General features: G+C 67.9%; 17 protein-coding genes. 9 read left to right on the forward strand and 8 right to left on the reverse strand.

The features are described from left to right. Position 1 precedes the first annotated feature (1 nt). From QNJ30_19955 to QNJ30_19980, 6 genes are all read left to right on the forward strand, one after another. Positions 2-811 (forward strand): SDR family oxidoreductase, encoded by an 810-nt coding sequence (locus tag QNJ30_19955; GenBank protein ID MDJ0945749.1) that lies wholly within the window; start codon positions 2-4, stop codon positions 809-811. A gap of 138 nt (positions 812-949) precedes the next feature. Then, entirely contained in the window at positions 950-1690 is a 741-nt protein-coding gene (locus QNJ30_19960; protein ID MDJ0945750.1) for an ATP-binding cassette domain-containing protein, read from the forward strand. Beyond that, entirely contained in the window at positions 1687-2709 is a 1023-nt protein-coding gene (locus tag QNJ30_19965; protein MDJ0945751.1) for an ABC transporter permease, read from the forward strand. Before QNJ30_19960 ends, QNJ30_19965 begins: the two co-directional genes overlap by 4 nt. Positions 2710-2759: 50 nt before the next feature. Further along, on the forward strand, positions 2760-3752 hold the full coding sequence (locus QNJ30_19970; protein MDJ0945752.1) for a sugar-binding protein: 993 nt from the start codon (positions 2760-2762) through the stop codon (positions 3750-3752). Between the two features lie 109 nt (positions 3753-3861). Further along, positions 3862-4749 carry a MurR/RpiR family transcriptional regulator gene (locus QNJ30_19975; GenBank protein ID MDJ0945753.1) on the forward strand — a complete coding sequence of 296 codons (888 nt, stop codon included), beginning with the start codon at positions 3862-3864 and terminating at the stop codon, positions 4747-4749. 48 nt (positions 4750-4797) lie between these two features. Continuing rightward, complete coding sequence (locus tag QNJ30_19980; protein MDJ0945754.1) at positions 4798-5538, forward strand: SDR family NAD(P)-dependent oxidoreductase; 741 nt, start codon at positions 4798-4800, stop codon at positions 5536-5538. Here the strand turns inward: QNJ30_19980 and QNJ30_19985 are convergent. Together QNJ30_19985 and iolC are read right to left on the reverse strand one after the other, a co-directional pair. Then, the gene (locus QNJ30_19985) at positions 5535-6371 is read right to left on the reverse strand and encodes a class II fructose-bisphosphate aldolase (protein MDJ0945755.1); all 837 of its coding nucleotides are present in this window, start codon (positions 6369-6371) and stop codon (positions 5535-5537) included. The two genes, QNJ30_19980 and QNJ30_19985, sit on opposite strands and share 4 nt — an antisense overlap. 30 nt (positions 6372-6401) lie before the next feature. After that, a complete protein-coding gene (gene iolC, locus QNJ30_19990) occupies positions 6402-7409 on the reverse strand; it encodes a 5-dehydro-2-deoxygluconokinase (protein MDJ0945756.1) in 1008 nt (335 codons plus the stop codon). 178 nt (positions 7410-7587) lie between these two features. Here iolC and QNJ30_19995 point away from each other — a divergent pair, with 178 nt between their 5' ends. The 3 genes from QNJ30_19995 (at position 7588) to QNJ30_20005 (ending at position 10676) form a co-directional block, all read left to right on the forward strand. Continuing rightward, positions 7588-8715, forward strand: coding sequence for a Gfo/Idh/MocA family oxidoreductase (locus QNJ30_19995; protein ID MDJ0945757.1), 1128 nt, complete (start codon positions 7588-7590; stop codon positions 8713-8715). Between the two features lie 162 nt (positions 8716-8877). Next, positions 8878-9405: an N-acetyltransferase gene (locus tag QNJ30_20000; protein ID MDJ0945758.1), complete on the forward strand. Its 528-nt coding sequence runs from the start codon at positions 8878-8880 to the stop codon at positions 9403-9405. Positions 9406-9530: 125 nt separating this feature from the next. Continuing rightward, positions 9531-10676 (forward strand): Gfo/Idh/MocA family oxidoreductase, encoded by a 1146-nt coding sequence (locus tag QNJ30_20005; GenBank protein MDJ0945759.1) that lies wholly within the window; start codon positions 9531-9533, stop codon positions 10674-10676. A 376-nt stretch (positions 10677-11052) separates the two neighbouring features. Here QNJ30_20005 and QNJ30_20010 read toward each other — a convergent pair whose 3' ends face one another. From QNJ30_20010 to QNJ30_20035, 6 genes are read right to left on the reverse strand one after another with little or no spacing between them, the layout of a single operon-like run. Beyond that, complete coding sequence (locus QNJ30_20010; protein ID MDJ0945760.1) at positions 11053-11787, reverse strand: sulfite exporter TauE/SafE family protein; 735 nt, start codon at positions 11785-11787, stop codon at positions 11053-11055. Between the two features lie 6 nt (positions 11788-11793). Then, complete coding sequence (locus QNJ30_20015; protein ID MDJ0945761.1) at positions 11794-12597, reverse strand: enoyl-CoA hydratase; 804 nt, start codon at positions 12595-12597, stop codon at positions 11794-11796. An 18-nt stretch (positions 12598-12615) separates the two neighbouring features. After that, the gene (locus QNJ30_20020) at positions 12616-13809 is read right to left on the reverse strand and encodes a CoA transferase (GenBank protein MDJ0945762.1); all 1194 of its coding nucleotides are present in this window, start codon (positions 13807-13809) and stop codon (positions 12616-12618) included. A 12-nt stretch (positions 13810-13821) separates the two neighbouring features. Next, positions 13822-15186, reverse strand: coding sequence for an MmgE/PrpD family protein (locus tag QNJ30_20025; GenBank protein MDJ0945763.1), 1365 nt, complete (start codon positions 15184-15186; stop codon positions 13822-13824). A 24-nt stretch (positions 15187-15210) separates the two neighbouring features. After that, the gene (locus tag QNJ30_20030) at positions 15211-15954 is read right to left on the reverse strand and encodes an SDR family oxidoreductase (protein ID MDJ0945764.1); all 744 of its coding nucleotides are present in this window, start codon (positions 15952-15954) and stop codon (positions 15211-15213) included. A gap of 23 nt (positions 15955-15977) precedes the next feature. After that, positions 15978-17486 carry a tripartite tricarboxylate transporter permease gene (locus QNJ30_20035; protein ID MDJ0945765.1) on the reverse strand — a complete coding sequence of 503 codons (1509 nt, stop codon included), beginning with the start codon at positions 17484-17486 and terminating at the stop codon, positions 15978-15980. Between the last annotated feature and the right edge of the window lie 6 nt (positions 17487-17492).

Below are 17492 nucleotides of genomic sequence, written 5' to 3' on the forward strand. Positions count from 1 at the left end.
CATGAGTGGGTTCGACGGAAAGATCGCGGTGGTCACGGGCGGGACCCAGGGCCTGGGCGCGGCCATCGCAAGGCTGCTGGCGGAACGCGGCGCGGCCGGCCTGGTCACCTGCGGACGCAACGCCGAGAAGGGCAGCGCCGTTGCGGAAGCGATCACCGCGGACACCGGCTGCAACGTGCGTTTCCTGCGCGCCGACCTGGCCCGGGTCGAAGACTGCCGCGAGGTCGTCGCCGCCGCCGACGCGGCCTTCGGCCGGCTCGACGCCCTGGTCAATGCGGCGGCCATCACCGACCGGGGCACGATCCTCGACACCTCGCCCGAGCTCTTCGACCGGATGTTCGCCGTCAACGTGCGCGCGCCCTTCTTCCTGATGCAGGAGGCCGCCAAGCTGATGCGCCGCGACAGGGTGGAGGGAGCGATGGTCAACATCGCCTCCATGTCGTCCAAGGCCGGCCAGCCCTTCATCGCAGCCTACTGCGCCTCCAAGGGCGCGCTGGCGACGCTGACCCGCAACACCGCCTACGCCCTGATGCGCGACCGGATCCGGGTCAACGGTCTGAACATCGGCTGGATGGCCTCGGAGGGCGAGGACCGGATCCAACGCGAATACCACGGTGCGGCCGACGACTGGCTAGAAAAGGCTGCCGCCGCCCAGCCCTTCGGCCGCCTGATCGACCCGGACGAGGTGGCCCGGGCGGTGGCTTTCCTGGTCAGCGAAGAGTCCGGGCTGATGACCGGGTCCATGGTCGACTACGACCAGTCGATCTGGGGCGCCTACGAAGCGCCGCCCCAGCCCGAGGCGCCGCTCTAGGGGATGGCGGGATTTGGTGAGGAGGCGGGAAACGTGCAAGAATTCCAGGGAATGCAGGCTGGGCGAGCGCCATCGTGAAGGCGTGACCGACCCGCGCGGCAAACAAGCGCGGGCGACGTAAAGGGAGGACGAACGGGTATGCCCGTTCTTGAACTGCGCAGCATTTCCAAGAACTTCGGGGCGATCCAGGCGCTGACCGAGGTGGATCTGACCATCGACAGCGGCGAGGTCGTCGGCCTGATGGGCGACAACGGTGCCGGCAAGTCGACCCTGGTCAAGGTGATCGCCGGCAACTTCCCGCCGAGTTCGGGCGAGATGCGGCTGGACGGCGACCAGGTGCGCTTCAGCAAGCCCGTGGAGGCGCGCCAGAAGGGCATCGAGGTCGTCTACCAGGACCTGGCGCTCTGCGACAACCTGACTGCGGCGGCGAACGTCTTTCTCGGACGGGAGGAGAAGCGCGGCTTCGGACCCTTCCGCTACCTGGACCACGCGGCCATGTTCAAGCGCGCCGGCGAGCTCTTCAAGGAGCTGAAGTCCGAGACCCGCCCGCGCGACCAGGTCCGGCAGATGTCCGGCGGCCAGCGCCAGGCGGTGGCCATCGCGAGGACCCGGCTGAGCGATCCGAAGCTGGTGCTGATGGACGAGCCGACCGCAGCGATCAGCGTCCGCCAGGTGGCGGAGGTGCTGGACCTGATCCGCCGGTTGAAGGAGACCAACCACGCGGTCGTGCTGATCAGCCACCGCATGCCCGATGTCTTCGCCGTCTGCGACCGGGTCGCGGTCCTGCGCCGCGGCCGCAAGGTCTCCGACAAGGCAATTGGCCAGACCTCGCCCGAGGAGGTCACCGGACTCATCACGGGGGCGATCGAGGCGGCATGACGACACTCAACCAGGATCCCGTTTCCCACGCCGAGATCGACCGGGAGATCACCTCCAAGAAGGAGATGACGGGCCTGCAGATGGTCTTCCGCACCCAGCCCTTCTGGGTCTTCATCGCCATCCTCGTCATCGGCTTCGTTATGTCGCTGGTCTCGGACGTATTCCTGACCGAGCGGAACTTTTTCAACGTGACCCGCAACTTTGCCTTCTTCGGCATCATGGCGCTGGGCATGACCGCCGTGATCGTCACGGCGGGCATCGACCTTTCGGTCGGTTCGCTGATGGGCCTGACGGGCATCGTCGCGGGCCTGGTCATGCAGGCCGGCTACGGCATCGGCCTGGGCTTTCTCGCCTGCATGGGCACGGCGGCGCTGGTCGGCCTGGTCAACGGCGTCCTGATCGCCTACCTCAGGCTGGCGCCCTTCGTCGTGACCCTCGGCATGCTGGCGATCGCCCGGTCGATCGCCATGGTGATCTCCAACAACAAGATGATCTACCAGTTCGGCCCGGATCAGGAGATCTTCGAGTGGATCGGCGGCGAAAGCGTCTTCGGCGTGCCCAACCCGGTCTGGGTCCTGATCATCCTGACGGTCGTGTTCTTTCTGGCCTTTCGCTATTCGACCTGGGGACGCTGGGTCTTCGCGGTCGGCGGCAACGCGGAAGCCGCGAAGCTGTCGGGCATCCCGGTGGAGCGGGTGCTGGTCTCGGTCTACGTGACCTGCTCCATGACGGCCGGCCTCGCCGCCTTCCTGATGGTCGGCTGGTTCGGCTCCGTCACCAACGCCCTGGGATTGACCTACGAGCTCAACGTCATCGCCGCTTCCGTCATCGGCGGCGCCAATCTCATGGGCGGCATCGGCTATGCCATCGGCGCGCCGATCGGAGCCGCCTTGATGGAGCTGATCCGCAACTCCCTGCTGCTGGCCGGAATCGACGCGCTTTGGCAGAACTTCTTCGTCGGCCTGTTCATCATTCTGGCGGTCCTGCTGGGACGCTTCCAAAACCGAAACGGCTCGTGACGACACTTTCGCCAAGCATTTGCAAGCCACCTGACAAGGGGAGGATCAAAATGAAGAAACTGCTACTCGCCACTTGCCTTGCCGCATTCGCCTTTCCCGGCGCCGCGGTCTCGGCCGACAAGCTCAAGCTCGCGCTGGTGCCCAAGGCCATGAACAATCCCTTCTTCGATCTGGCCCGCGACGGCTGCTACAAGGCCCAGGACGAGCTCGCCGACGTCGAATGCGTCTACATCGGCCCGGGCGAGCACACCGAGCTGGAGCAGATTCAGATCGTCCAGGATCTGATCAGCCAGAAGGTCGACGGCATCGCGGTCGCGCCGTCCAACGCCCCGGCCATGGGCAAAGCCCTGAAGGCGGCGGTCGCGGCCGGCATTCCGGTCATGACCTGGGATTCCGACGTGCTGCCCGAGGACGCCGAGGTCCGCGCCACCTATGTCGGCACCAAGAACTACGACATCGGCGTCAACCTGGCCAAGATCGCCCAGAAGCTGCAGCCCAACGGTGGCAGCGTCTGCCTGCAGACCGGCGGTGCTGCGGCGGCCAATCACAACGAGCGGCTGCAGGGCATCCGGGACACGCTGTCCGGCGCCAGCGGCACCACGCCGCCGGGCAACGCGCTGAAGGGCGAGAACGGCTGGACCGAAGTCGCCGGCTGTCCGCTGATCACCGACGACGACGGCAACAAGGCGGTGCAGGGGATGACCGACATCCTGACCAAGGAGCCGAACCTGACGGCCTTCATCTCCACCGGCGCCTTCACCCAGTGGTACGACAACGCCTATCGCCAGGCGGTGGCGCCTCACAAGAAGCGCCTGGAAGACGGCTCGCTCTCGATCATCGTGGCGGACACCCTGCCGATGCAGATGGAGCAGCTGAAGGACGGCTTGTCCAACGGGCAGGTCGGCCAGCGGCCCTTCGAGATGGGCTACAAGGCCATGTTCATCATGAAGGACCTCGTGGCCGGGAAGTCGGTCGAAGATCCGATCTATACCGGCCTCGACGTCTGCACGGCCGACAACGCCGACAGCTGCCTGGCGCAATAGGCAGCCCGAACCGGGAGCGACGACTCCCGGGATCGAGGGAGGGGCGGCGGTCGTCGGGACGCCGCCCTTCTTATCTCGACGGCCCAGGCAGGAAAGGAGAAGGATCTCAGTGCCTCTGCAGGTGACGCATCAGCCGCCGGCGACCCACGAAGGCCTGACCCGCGCCGTTCAGGCGCGTTTCGACGGCCTCAGCCGCGGCTACCAGCAGATTGCGCGCTATCTGATCCAGAACCCCAACGAAGTCGCCATCCAGTCCGTCAGCGTCGTGGCGGAGCGCTGCGGCGTCCACGCCTCCAGCCTGGTCCGCTTCGCGCAATCCTTCGGCTATTCCGGTTTCAAGGAGCTGCAGGCCATCTTCCACGCCCGCCTGGCGACCGCCGCGCCTGGCTTCGAGGCCCGGGTCGAGGCGCTGCGAGAAGAGTTGGAGCTGCATTCCCAGCCCGGCGCGCGCGGCTTCCTGACGGATCTCGTCGCCCGCGACATCGCCTCGCTCAGAACACTCCTGGACGACGTCAACGAGGCGGATCTTTCCGCTGCCGTGGAGCTGCTGGCGCAGGCCGACACGATCTACCTGGCCGGACAGCTGCGCTCGGAGCCGATCGCGCTGTTCCTGCGCTACGTGCTGACCATGCTGCGCCGCCGGGTCAACCTGCTGGACGCCAGCGGCGGCCTGGCGACGCACATGTCGCAGGTGCTGCGCCCGCAGGACGTTCTGCTGGCGATCTCCTTCCGCTTCTACGCCAAGGAAGTGGTCTCCGTCTGCGAGACCGGGCAGGCGCAAGGGACGCCGGTGATCGCGATCACCGACTCGACGCTCTCGCCGCTCGCCAAGTCGGCGCAGGTGCTTTTCACCGTGCCCGAGGACGAATACACCTTCTCGCGTTCCCTGGCCGCGCCCATGTGCCTGTCGCAGGCGCTGATGATCGCCTTGGCGGCGCGCCTGGAGAAAGGCGAAGAGGCGCCGCGGATCCCGGTCGCGACCGAGTTTCTGGAATAACGCTCCTTGGTATAGGCCAGGCACTCAAGAGAGAGGCATCGAGGCAGCATGATCGATCTTCAAGGCAAACGGGCCGTCGTGACCGGCGCGGCGGGCGGCATGGGCCTGGCCATTGCCGAGGCCTTCAGCGATGCGGGCTGCAAGCTGGTGCTGGTCGACGTCTCGGCAGACCGCCTGTCCGCGGCAGTCGGACGGGTCGAAGGCGCCCACGGCATCGCGGCCGACCTCGGCGATCCGGCCGCGGCCCGGGCCTGCTGCGAGGAGGCGCTCGGCGTCCTTGGCGGCGTCGACATCCTGGTCAACAACGCGGGCATCCTGTCCAACAACAAGGTGCTGCAGACCACGCCGGAGGAGTGGCGCCGGATCATGAGCGTCAACCTGGACGGCTGCTTCTACATGATCCAGGGCTGCCTGCCGGACATGAAGGCCCGCAAGTGGGGCCGCATCGTCAACGTCTGCTCGGTCGGCATGAAGACCGGCGGTATCACCGGCGGCACCGCCTACGTTGCCTCCAAGGGCGGCCTGGCCGCCCTCACCTTCTCGGTTGCGCGCGAGACCGCGGCCTTCGGCGTCACGGTCAACGGCATCGCCCCGGCCTACGTCAAGACGGCCATGGTGACCGACCAGCTGAACGAGGAACAGCGCGCGCGGCTGCTGACCCAGATCCCAGTCGGCCGCTTCTGCGAGCCGGAGGAGGCTGCGGCCTTGGTTCTGTTCCTGGCGTCGCCGGCCGCCGGATTCATAACCGGGGAGGTCGTCGACATCAACGCCGGCCTGCATATGGATTAGCTGGGCCAGCCCAGCAGGCGGATCACCCGGATCGCCTCCTCGGTCACCCGCGGCATGACATCCGACATGATCTCCAGCCGGTCGAAGCGCGCCGGGTCGGCCGCCAGCGCCTCCCTGAGGCCCCGCCCGAAGGCTTGGCGCAGGGTGGTGCCGACGTTGAACTTGCAGACCCGCGTGGCGGCGAGCCGCCCGAGGTCCGCCTCGCGGATGCCCGAGGTGCCGTGGATCACCAGCGGCTGCGCGACCCGGGCCTCGATCTCCGCCAGGCGGCCGAAGTCGATCTCCGCCCCCGGGGCCTCGAGCCGGTGCACGTTGCCGACCGAGACGGCGAGCGCATCGACGCCGGTCTGCTCGGCCAGGACCACCGCTTCCGCCACTTCCGTCAGCGCCGCTTTGATGTGATCGCGGCCCTCGGCATAGGGCACCGAGCCGATCTCGGCCTCGGCCGCAGCGCCGGCCGCCCGGGCATAGGCCGCGACCTGCCGGGTCTTGCGGAGGTTGTCCTCCAGCGCCAGCTGGGACCCGTCGAACATGACCGAGGTGAATCCGGCGTCCACCGCCCGAAGCACCTCGTCGACCTCGTAGGTGTGATCCAGGTGGGCGCAGACCGGGACCGTCGCGACCTCGGCCAGTTGGCGGAACATGCAAGCGATCACTTCGAGCGGCATGAAGCCGCGCAGGTCGAGGTTGGCGGAGAGGATCACCGGCGCCTCCAGCGCTTCGCCGGCCTGCACGACGGCCTTGGCGTCCTCCCAGCCGAAGACGTTGAAGCAGCCGACGCCATAGCCGCCCTCGAGCGCCGGCGCCAGGATCTCCTTCAGGTTGACCAGCACGGCCGCCTCCCTTTCATGTCGCCCGGCGCTTCAATCGCTTGCGACCTTGGTCGGTTCGCGGGTCATCTGCCGCGCTGCCAGGAAGCTCTCCAGCTCGGCCCGGTCCGGCATGGCCGAGGCACAGCCGCGCCTGGCAACCACGATCGCCGCGGCCCCGGCCCCGCGCCGCAGGGCCTCCGCCAGGTCGCGGCCCTGCAGCAGGGCATGGGCCAGGTTGCCGAGGAAGGCGTCGCCGGCGCCATAGGGCTTTCTGGCTTCGACCGGGAAGACGCCGCAATCGATGCGCCAGCCGGGACCGAGGGCCGCGGCGCCCGCCGCGCCGGCCTTCAGCACGACGATCCGCCGGCCGTCTTCGGTCAGGCGCCGGGCCGCGGCCGCGCCGTCGCCGTTGAAGACCGCGAATTCCTCCGCGTTGCCGACGACCAGGTCGCTCAAGTCGGCCGCGGCCCCGTAGACCTCGGCCGTTTCCGACGACGAGCGCCAGGAATAGGCGCGGTAGTCCAGGTCGAAGACCGTTGCGGTGCCGGCCGCGCGTGCCGCCTCGAGCAGCGCCAGGACAGCGCCCCGGGAGGGATCGGACACCAGCGCCGTGCCCGTGACGATCAGCAGAGCGGCGGTGCCGACCCGCGCCAGCAGGTCTGCGTCGGCCGTCAGCTGCAGGTCGGCCGCGTTGTTGCGGTAGATGGTCACCTCGCAGTCCTCGGACCGCACCTCGGCCAGCGCCAGGCTGGTCCGCGGGTCGCCTTCGACCCGGCGGACGCTCGCCGTGTCGACGCCGAAGGCCGCAAGACGGCGCAGAACGAAGCGGCCGACCGGGTCGTCGGAGACGGCGCCGATCAGGCCGACGGCCGCACCCTGCCGCGCCAGCGCCACCGCGATGTTGCCGGCCGAGCCGCCGACGTCGCTGGTGAAGCCCTCGGCGTCGGCAATCTTGCCGGCGCCCTCGACCGGATAGAGGTCCATGCCCGCGCGGCCCAGGACCAGGGCGCCCAGCGGCCGATCCCGATCGAGGGCCGAAAGGACGTCGCCGTCGCTCATGCCCGGCCACTCGATCGTGTGGTTGCGGCGCGGGGCACGACTATGGCCGGACTGACTTGGCCCATCGGGCCACCTCCCGAACACCGTTGCCGATAGATCCCTTGGGTCCCATCATGATACGTCCCGGCGCAAATCTTGCCAGCGCCGGCCAAGCGGAACCGCTCCGGAGTCCGGCGCGATGAAGACCATTCGAATGGGCGTGATCGGCGCCGGCTACATGGGCAAGGCCCACGCCATCGCCTACAAGTCGGCGGCCACGGTCTTCGACCTGCCGGCCGCGCCGCTCTGCGAGATGCTCGCCACGACCGATGCCGAGGGCGCGGCCGCCAAGGCGCGGGCGCTCGGGTTCCGCCGTTCGACCGGCGACTGGCGCGCCCTGGTCGAGGATCCGGAGGTCGACGCAGTCAACGTCTCCACCCCGCCCGCGACCCACCTGGAGATGGTCCTGGCGGCGCTGGCGGCGGGCAAGCCGGTGTTCTGCGAAAAGCCCCTGGGCATGAATGCGGCCCAATCCCTGCAGATGGCCGAGGCCGCCGAAGCCGCCGGGCTCGCCAACCTGGTCGGCTACAATTACATCAAGCACCCGGCCAGCCAGCTGGCGAAGCAGATGATCGACGCCGGGGAAATCGGCGAAATCCTCCACGTACGGGCCACTCACAACGAGGACTATCTGCATGACCCGGCCGAGCCGGGGAACTGGCGCATCACCCGGGACCAGGGCTCTGTCGGCGGCGCCCTGTCCGACGTCGGAAGCCACGTCATCAACGCCGTCCTGCGCTTGGCCGGGCCGATAGAGGCCCTGGTCGCCGACACGGGGATCGTGCATGCCCGCCGCCCGGACCCGGCCGGCGGCACGCGCGCGGTCGAGAACCCCGACCAGGGGCATTTCCTCGCCCGCTTCGCCAACGGCGCCCTGGGCTCCGTCACCTTCAGCCGGGTCGCCGCCGGCCGCAAGATGGCCTACGCCTACGAGATCACCGGCACCAAGGGGGCGATCGCCTTCGACCAGGAGCGCATGGGGGAGCTGCACTACTTCGAGGCCGGGAAAGCGCCGGCACGCGAGGGCTTCAAGCGGATCCTGATCGGTCCCGAACATCCGGACTTCGTCGACTTCTGCCTCGGCGCGGGCCACGGCCTGGGCTACAACGACCAGATCGTCATCGAGGCCCGGGATTTCGTCCGGGCCATCGCCACCGGCCAGGCGGTCTGGCCGACCTTCCGAGACGGCTACGAGGTCGACCGGGTCGCGGACGCGGTCCTGCGCTCCCGGGACAGCGGTGCTTGGGTCGCTATCTCCGACATCTAATGCCAAAGGAGGATCCCGCTGATTGCGCGGCCGTCATCGACGCAGGGAACGCCGGGCGGCAAAGGCTGTCGGCGCTCGTACTGAAGGTCTGTAATCCGGCGCTTGGGATGGCTACGCCTATTCGCATCCTGCGGCCACGTCGACCTATTCGATGACAAGGACATGATCGACAAACTCGAAATACGCGACTGCCTGCCCGACGACGTGACCTCCATCGAGGGGCTTTATCCGGACGCCTTCCCCGACGAGGACTTGCTGCCGCTCGTGAGGGAACTGCTGAGAGATGGACCGGTTGTTCTCTCGCTCGTCGGGATTGCCGACAAGGCACTGGTGGGGCATGTCATATTCACGGCATGCGGCATCGCCGGAAGCACCGACAAGGTCGCGCTCCTTGGACCGCTCGCCATCGCCCCCGCCTGGCAACGGCAAGGCATCGGCAGCGCCCTCCTGCGCGCAGGCTTGCGGCGGTTGGAAAACGCCGGCACGACCCAAGTCTACGTCCTCGGCGACCCTGCCTACTATGGGCGTTTCGGCTTTGAGCCAGATCACGGCGTCGCACCACCATATCCCTTGCCAGAGGAATGGCAGGGTGCATGGCAATCGCTCAACCTGCGCGGCGATGCGCCGCCGCGCCACGGAAAGCTCTCGGTGCCGCACCCATGGCGCCGACCTGCCCTTTGGGCGCCGTGACTCATTCGTGCGGTCCGGCCCTCCTTCGCTTAAGGGGCGTGAGCCTGGTCCTCCTTGCCGGGCTTCCCGGGCTTGACCTGTTTGGAGCCGCGTTGCGGATCGAACGCATTTCTTCGTGAGGGGATATGGAGCGAGCACTGAGCTGGGGCCTGATCGGCGGTGGCGCGGAGAGTCAGATCGGCGACGCGCACCGCCTTGCCGTGCGCCTGGACGGCCTCTACCGCTTCGCGGCCGGGGCGCTGGACATCGACCCTGAGCGCGGAAAGGCCTTTGCGCGCGACCTGGGGATCTCCGAAGACCGGGCCTACGGCACCTGGCAGGAGATGCTGGAGCGCGAGGCGGCGCGACCCGACCCCGTCGACCTGGTGACCGTCGCGACGCCCAACGCGACCCATTTCGAGATCTCCCGCGCCTTCCTGGAGCGGGGGTTCCACGTGCTCTGCGAGAAGCCCCTGACCACGACGCCTCAGGAGGCCGAGGCGCTGGCGGCGCTGGCCGCGGCCGAGAACCGCATCCTGGCGGTCAACTTCGGCTATTCCGGCTATGCCATGGTACGCCAGGCGCGGGCAATGGTGCGCAGTGGCGCGCTGGGCCGGGTCCGGCTGGTGGTCGCCGAGTTCGCCCACGCTTCGCACGGTGACGCGGCCGACGCGGACAACCCGCGGGTCCGCTGGCGCTACGATCCGAAGCAGGCCGGCGTCAGCTCGGTGCTGGCGGACGCCGGCATCCACGCGCTGCACCTGGCCTCCTATGTCACCGGCCAGTCGGTCGCCTCGGTCTCGGCGGACTTCGTCTCCTGCGTGGCGGGCCGCGAGCTGGAGGACGACGCCATGCTGCTGCTGCGCTTCGATGGTGGCGCGGTCGGCCGGCTCTGGACCAGCGCCGTCGCCATCGGCCAGGTCCACGGCCTCAACATCCGGGTCTTCGGGGAGACGGGCGGCCTGCGCTGGGACCAGGAGGCGCCGAACCAGCTCCGCTGGACGCCCTTGGGCGCGCCGACCCGGATCCTGGAGCGCGGCGGCGAGGGCCTGGCGCCGGAGGCGCAGCGCGCGTCCCGGATCACGGTGGGCCATCCCGAGGGCCTGGTCGGCGCCTTCGGCAACCTCTACCGGGACCTGCACGACGCGATCGCGGCGGCCCGCAAGGATGGGACCAGCCCCTGGCTCGCCGGACTGCCCTTGGCCGATGCCGGGGTCGAGACCCTGCGGGTGGTCCATGCCGCGGCGGAGTCCGCCCGCAAGGCCGGCCGCTGGGTCAAGCTCTCGGCATGATCCGATCGGATGGGCTCGCTTCGCGATTCATCTGGCCGGCAACGCCCTGTGGATCGCAGCTTCGCAGGGCGGGTCTCCGGCGGGGGCGAGCCGGCCCGACACGCTCGGCCGCCACCGGGCGACTCCAGTCCGGTCCAGGAAGCTGCCCCCGGATGTCCTCGCACGCCCCGCGGCACACCGGCGTTTCCATGCTTGTGGATGGCGGTCCGGACGTGGAGCAGGTCGCTCGCCGGATTTGCCGCAGCGCCAAGATTGTACCGAATCCGCTCTCAATTTCCGGGCTATCGATGCGATGCAAAGGGTGAGCTATCCGAGGCCTCTGAGGAAAAACTGCCCAGGCAATTAGTCGATGAGGAGTATCTCTTGATCTTGTCTTTCATGAAAAGCCCTTGCTTAGGAAGTATATGCCACCTAGGAGCATAAAGGCTTCGAGGAAAAGCGTGTGGACGCGGATCGGTGTGCGGCGCAGAAGGTGGCGGCCCAGGCGGTGGCCCGGAATGGTGCAGAGGCCGAGGCCGGCGCCAACCAGCATGTAGCTGGGCGTCAGGAGTGGCGACAGGCCGAAGGCCACCGTCTTGATCAAGTTCAGGAGAAAACCCATCACCGCCACCGTGGCGATCAGGGTCTCGCCCACGACACCGGCGCCGAGCAGGAAGGGCCCCAGCATCATGCCCACGCCGAAGCTCGCGCCCGAGAGAAAGCCATAGGGCACAGCGGCGACGGCCAATCCCGCACGCGGCACCTGGATGCTGCGTCCTTCCAGCACCCGGCGCAGCGGCACGGTGGTCAGTAGCAAGCTGCCCAGGAACAGGCCGACGGCGGCCTCCGAGAGCTCGATATAGAAGACCACGCCGCCGATGATGAAGGGGACGGCGACGATGAAGATCGTCGCGAAGGCCCGCCAGTCCACGGAGTTTCTGAACAGCCAGGCGCGCGAACCGTGGGAGACGATCATCGCCACCGCCACGATTGGCACGGTCAGTTTGACACCGATGGCCGGCGCGATCGCGATCGCCATCAGCAGGGCGCCCGCGAAGCCGCCGACGCTGTGAAGGGTGGCCGTGACGAACGCGGCCGCGGCCATGTAGAGCAGGATCGGCAGCTCGATCATGCGGGCTCAGCGGCCTTTGAAATCGGGCTTGCGCTTTTCCATGAAGGCCCTGCGGCCCTCGACATAGTCTTCCGAGGCGAAGCAGGCGGAGACCATTGCGTCGCAGCGCTCGAGATCGCGTTTCGCCGGATCCGATTCCAGGACCTGGGTGGCGATGTACTTCATGGCCGCGATGGTCAGCGGCGCGTTGGCCGCGATCAGGCCGGCCAGCTCGGTGACACGGCCTTCGAGCTCCTCCGCGGGGAGGACCTCCTGAACCAGGCCGAGCCGGAGCGCCGTCTCGGCGTCGATGCTCCTGGCGGTGAACATCAGCTGCTTCGCGGCGGCCGGGCCGACCGCGTTCATCAGCCGCCGGATCGCGTGATAGGGGTAGCCCAGCGCCAGCTTCGCCGCCGGCATGGCGAACTTGGAGGCCGTCGAGCAGAGTCGCAGGTCGCTGCACACCGCCAGGTTCAACCCGCCGCCGATGCAGTGGCCGTTGATCATTGCGATGGTCGGCTTGGGAAAGGTCTCGACCCGGTGATAGACCTCCTTGATCCGCGCGTTGTAGAGGTCGCTGGCCGCCTTCGAGCCGCGCTCCTTCTCGAACCTGGAGATGTCGGCACCCGAGACGAAGGCCTTGCCGCCGGCGCCGGAGAGCACGACCACGCGGACCTCCTTATCCGCCTCGAAGGCCGCGAGGATCGCGTCGGCCGCGTCCCACATCTCCAACGACACGGCGTTGTGCCGCTCCGGATTGTTGAAGATCAAATGGCCGACCGCGCCGTCCTTGCGGGCGATCATCTTGTCGCTTGCTCGGTCCAGGTTCATGGTGTCCTTCTCGATCCTTCAAACAATCGAGCGCTGGCGCAGGTCCAGGATCTCGTCTTCCGCCAGGCCCAGCTCCTGCAGTAACTCGTCAGTGTTGGCGCCGCGGTCCGGCGGTGGTGCCGCGAGGCGGGACGGCGTGCGCTCCATGCGAACCGGCTGGGCCAGCATTCGGGTCGGGCCGAAGGGTTCCGTCTCGACAGGTTCAGTCACATCCAGGTGTTGGACCTGTGGGTCATCGAACATCTCATCGATGCGGTAGATCGGCCCGCAGGGCACGCCCTGCTTCTGTAGGAGCTCGACCCACTTGGCGCTGGTCCTGGTCTTGACGATCTCCTGGATCGACGCGTTCAGCGCGTCGCGCCGCTGCCGGCGGTCGTCGTTGGTTGCGAAGGCCGGATCCTCGGCCCAGTCCTGGCGGCCGAGGGCTTGGCAAAGCCTTTGCCAGATCACGTCGCCGGCGACCGCGATGTTGATCGCGCCGTCGGCCGTCTCGTAGCGGTTGGTTGGCACGCTGGTCGGATGCTCGTTGCCGACCTGGCCGGCGACCTCGCCCTCCATGAGCCAGCGGGCGGCCTGGAAGTCGAGCATGAAGATCTGCGCCTGGATCAGCGAGGTGTGCAACCACTGGCCCTCGCCGGAGGCTTCTCGCTCCAAGAGCGCGGTCAGGATGCCGAGCGCGCAGAAGAGGCCCGCGGTCAGGTCTGCGATCGGGATTCCGACGCGCATCGGCCCGCGACCCGGCTCGCCGGTGATCGACATCAGCCCGCCCATGCCCTGGGCGATCTGGTCGAAGCCGGGGCGCTTCACGTAGGGGCCATCCTGGCCGAAGCCCGAGATGCTGGCCAGGATGATCCTCGGATTGACCGCCTTCAAGTTCGGGTAGCCGATGCCGAGACGTTCCTTCACGTCGGGTCGGAAGTTCTCGACCACGACGTCTGCGGTTTCGACCAGGCGCAGGAACAGCGCCCGGCCCTCAGGCTCCTTGAGGTTGAGCGTCAGGCTGCGCTTGTTGCGCTGCAGGTTCTGGAAGTCGGCCGTGTTGCGCCCGGCCCCCAGGGCACCCTCCGCCTCCAGAATGGCTGGTTGCTCGATCTTGATCACGTCGGCGCCCCAGTCGGAAAGCTGGCGCACCGCAGTCGGGCCGGAGCGCACGCGCGTCAGGTCCAGGACCCGGAAGCGGGACAGGGCGTCAGAGGCAGGGAGGTGCGGCATGGTCTCCTCCACTCAATTCCGGAATTGTTCGAGCGCGGCCAGGGAAGGCAAGTCGAAAGCTTCATCGCAGAAGCTCTCATAGGCGCGGGCCAGCGATCCCGGCCAGCCGCCGAAGTCGACGTTGGCGCGGAACTTGGCGTGGATCTCGTCATCGGACAGGGGCTCTCGCCGCCCGCCGCGTAGGTGTGGCTGGCGCGCCGAAACCGTCTCGCCGTTCGTCAAGAGCGCCCGGACCTCGCCGACGTAGTTCTCGGGATAGGGGTCCGCGGGGTCGATCGCGTAGCGAACCTTACTCGCCAGCACAAGCAGCTGCGGGTCGGCGATTGACTCGGGCGTGAACTGGGCCAAACCGGCGAGGCCTTCGGACAGGCCGAGCGCGATTCCGAAGGGCACGCTGAACTTGGCCGAAAAGGCCGTCGACGGTCGGGCCTTTTCCGCCAGCGGCTCCCACAGGCGATGCACGATGCCCTCCGCGGTCGGCGCCGTGATCTCGGCGATCTGCTCCGGCTTGACGCCGCCCTCACGCAGCGCGATCGCGGCATCGATGAAGGGCTGCACCATGGTGCCGCAAGCGTAGGGCTTGAAGGCGAGGCTCTCCAGCAGCCAGGTCTCCCCCAGACCGTCCGTCAGTCGGCTGTCGTCACGTCGAATCTCCGGCGCGGCAAAAGCTCGAAAGAAGCCGTGCTCGCCCTCGAAGACCGTGCGCGGCCCGGAAAAGCCCTGGGCTGCCAACTCAGCGGCGCGGAGTCCCGATTGGGCCGCCCAGCCCGGATGCAGGCGCTTGGTCGACGTGCCCTCGGCCAGATACTCGATGATCCCCGACGCCAAGCTTCCGGCGATGCCGAGCGCCGAGACGGTCTGCCTCGGTTCGAGCTTGAAGATCGTAGAAGCGCTGAAGGTCGCAGAAAGCGTGCCGATGACCGCGGTTGGGTGGAAGCCGGCCCGGTGGATCGCGGTTGGAGCCACCACTGCCATGCGGCAGGCCAGCTCGCCGCCGGTCGCCAGGCCGCGAAGGAGGTCGGCGCCGGAGGCCCCGGCTTTTTCCGCCGCCGTTAGGGCTGCGGGCAGGATCACCGCACTGACGTGGAGGGGCGTGCCCTCGAAGGTGTCGTCGTAGTCCTCGCCGTGAATTGCGACACCGGAGATCAAGGCCGCGTCCGTGGCCAGGAACCCGCCCTCTTGACCGATCACGGTGCAGGCGCCTGGAGCTTCGGTCGTTTCCCGACAGGCGGTGACGTAGTCGCGGTCGCGTGCCGCGACCATCAGACCTCCGGAGTCCAGCAGCAGTCGCCGCAGCGTCGCGCGCAGCACGGGCGGTACTGCGTCGGCCTCCAGCTTTGCCGACCAGTCCGCAAGGTGCTCGGCGATGGTCGTCATGGCCGCGAAGGCATCTGACACGCTTCAGGCAAGGTAGGCCCCGCCGTTGACATGAATGGTTTGTCCGGTGGTGTAGCCGGCCTCCGGGTGGCAGAGCGCAGCCACGATGTGCGCCACCTCGTCGGGTGCGCCCGGCCGGCCGAGCAGGTTCGGATGCCCGCCGTGCAAGGCCGCGCCAGCGGCAGCGCCGCGTACCGTGTCGATGCTGCCGGGCACGACGCAGTTGGCGGTGATTCCGGCGTCCGCGAACTCGGCGGCCAGAGCCCGGGTCATTCCAGTCAATCCGGCCTTGGTCGTAGCGACGTGGACACGGTCCTTCACCCCGCGATGCGCCGAGAGGCCGCCGATCATAACGATCCGCCCCCAGCCGGCCGACGCCATGTGGGGGACGGCCGCCTGGGTGCAGAGAAAGGGCGCGTCCAGGTTGACGGCGAGCACCGCCCGCCAGTCCTCGTAAGAAGTGTCACCCAGCGAGGTGTTGCGCCGCATCGCAGCGTTGTTCACCAGGATGTGCAGGCCGCCGAACTCCTGGACCGCAGCCTCGATCAGGGCACGGGCGCCCGCCGGTTCGCTGAGATCACCGATGTGGGCCGCGGCGCGTCCGCCCTCCGCCGCCACCAGGGCCGCGGTCTCGTCGGCGCCTGCCCGGTTCTCCTTGGCGTGGGTCACGACGGCGGCGCCGAGCCGGGCGAGCTTTAGGCAGATCTGGCGCCCGATGTTCATGGCGGAGCCGGTCACGATCGCGACGCGCCCCTCGAGTTCCTTCATTCCTTCCTCCCGGCGCCGTGCCGCTACTCGCCTTCGATCACTGCCAGCAATTTCTTCTCCCGCCGGCGGGCCCGCAGCGCCGAGTAGACCGGGCTGACGAGCGATACGAAGGTGAAGACGAAGAACAGCAAGACCAGTGGGCGCTCGAGCATCGACAGAATGCTGTTGTCGTGAATGATCATGGCCTTGGAGAAGTTCTCCTCGATGATCGTGCCGAGGATCAATCCCATGATCAGCGGCGCCGGGCTGAAGCCGAAGCGCAGCATGAAGTAGCCCAGAATCCCCGAAATCAGCATGACCCAGACGTCGAAGAAGGATGAGGCGGCCGCATAGGATCCGATCATCGCGAGGATGAAGACCGAGGGCCAGAGGATCGTCCGTGGGATCAGGGTCACCTGACTGAACAGCTTGGCCCCGGCCAGGCCCACCGCCAGAAAGGTCAGATTGGCGAGGATCATCGCGCCAAAAATGGCGTAGAGGAAATCTGGCTGATTCTGCAGCAGGAAGGGGCCGGGCTTCAGGCCGTGCATGATCATCGCGCCCAGGATCAGAGCTGTCGAGGTCGAGCCCGGAATGCCGAGGGCGAGGGTGGGAACCATCGCGCCGCCGGTCGCCGCATTGTTGGCGGATTCCGGTCCGGCGATGCCTTCGGGCACGCCGTTGCCGAATTCTTCTTTGCGCGACGACCAGCGGCGGGCCTCGTTGTAGCCCATGATCGCCGCGACTGTGGCGCCCTCCGCCGGAAGGATGCCCACAAAGGTACCGATGCCGCTGGAGCGCAGGATGGTGTACTTGATCCGCCGTAGGTCCTCCATGGACGGCAGCCGGATCACGTTGGCGCGGATGCGCTCGTAGACGACGTCGCCTACCCGGGCCTGGTTCAGCATCTCGCCGATCGCGAAGAGGCCGATCAGCACCGGCACGAAATGCAGGCCCTCCTGAAGCTCGCTGAACCCGAATGTGAAGCGTTCGACGCCGGTCGTGAGGTGCAGGCCGATCGTGCTGATCAGGACCCCGACAGCGCCGGCGATCAAGTTGCGGATCGAGGACTTGCCGCTAACCGAAGCCAGCATCGACAAGGCGAAGAGGGCCAGGGCGAAGTACTCGGCTGAGGTGAAGTTCACGGCGAAGCGGGCCAAGGCGGGTGCCGCCAGCAGCAGAATGATCAAGCCGATCAAGCCGCCGGTCACGCTAGAAAAGGCCGCGATGCCCAGGGCGCGGCCCGCTTCGCCGCGCTTGGCCATGGGATAACCGTCCAGCGCCGTCGCGGCCGCGGGCGGCGCGCCGGGTGCGTTGATCAGGATGGCTGTGATCGAGCCGCCAAAGGTGCCAGCACAGTAGAGGGCCGCCAGCATCGCGATCGCCGCCGCCGGCTGCATCGAGATCGTGAAAGGGATCAGCAGCGCGATGGCCATGGGCGAGCTCAGGCCCGGCAAGGCCCCGACCAACACGCCGATCAGCACCCCGAAGACGATCGCCCCGATCGTCGACAGTTCCAGGAGCATCGAAAGGCCGGCGAGGAAGGCGTCCATGGCTGC

The sequence above is a fragment of the Kiloniellales bacterium genome, assembly GCA_030066685.1.
Taxonomy (GTDB): domain Bacteria; phylum Pseudomonadota; class Alphaproteobacteria; order Kiloniellales; family JAKSBE01; genus JAKSBE01.

What these genes read in the sequence shown, in the direction of transcription:
- QNJ30_19955 (MDJ0945749.1), top strand. Translation starts at nt 2, where the DNA reads ATGAGTGGGTTCGACGGAAAGATCGCGGTGGTCACGGGCGGGACCCAG.
- QNJ30_19960 (MDJ0945750.1), top strand. Translation starts at nt 950, where the DNA reads ATGCCCGTTCTTGAACTGCGCAGCATTTCCAAGAACTTCGGGGCGATC.
- QNJ30_19965 (MDJ0945751.1), top strand. Translation starts at nt 1,687, where the DNA reads ATGACGACACTCAACCAGGATCCCGTTTCCCACGCCGAGATCGACCGG.
- QNJ30_19970 (MDJ0945752.1), top strand. Translation starts at nt 2,760, where the DNA reads ATGAAGAAACTGCTACTCGCCACTTGCCTTGCCGCATTCGCCTTTCCC.
- QNJ30_19980 (MDJ0945754.1), top strand. Translation starts at nt 4,798, where the DNA reads ATGATCGATCTTCAAGGCAAACGGGCCGTCGTGACCGGCGCGGCGGGC.
- iolC (MDJ0945756.1), bottom strand. Translation starts at nt 7,409, where the DNA reads ATGAGCGACGGCGACGTCCTTTCGGCCCTCGATCGGGATCGGCCGCTG.
- QNJ30_19995 (MDJ0945757.1), top strand. Translation starts at nt 7,588, where the DNA reads ATGAAGACCATTCGAATGGGCGTGATCGGCGCCGGCTACATGGGCAAG.
- QNJ30_20000 (MDJ0945758.1), top strand. Translation starts at nt 8,878, where the DNA reads ATGATCGACAAACTCGAAATACGCGACTGCCTGCCCGACGACGTGACC.
- QNJ30_20005 (MDJ0945759.1), top strand. Translation starts at nt 9,531, where the DNA reads ATGGAGCGAGCACTGAGCTGGGGCCTGATCGGCGGTGGCGCGGAGAGT.
- QNJ30_20010 (MDJ0945760.1), bottom strand. Translation starts at nt 11,787, where the DNA reads ATGATCGAGCTGCCGATCCTGCTCTACATGGCCGCGGCCGCGTTCGTC.
- QNJ30_20015 (MDJ0945761.1), bottom strand. Translation starts at nt 12,597, where the DNA reads ATGAACCTGGACCGAGCAAGCGACAAGATGATCGCCCGCAAGGACGGC.
- QNJ30_20020 (MDJ0945762.1), bottom strand. Translation starts at nt 13,809, where the DNA reads ATGCCGCACCTCCCTGCCTCTGACGCCCTGTCCCGCTTCCGGGTCCTG.
- QNJ30_20025 (MDJ0945763.1), bottom strand. Translation starts at nt 15,186, where the DNA reads ATGACGACCATCGCCGAGCACCTTGCGGACTGGTCGGCAAAGCTGGAG.
- QNJ30_20030 (MDJ0945764.1), bottom strand. Translation starts at nt 15,954, where the DNA reads ATGAAGGAACTCGAGGGGCGCGTCGCGATCGTGACCGGCTCCGCCATG.
- QNJ30_20035 (MDJ0945765.1), bottom strand. Translation starts at nt 17,486, where the DNA reads ATGGACGCCTTCCTCGCCGGCCTTTCGATGCTCCTGGAACTGTCGACG.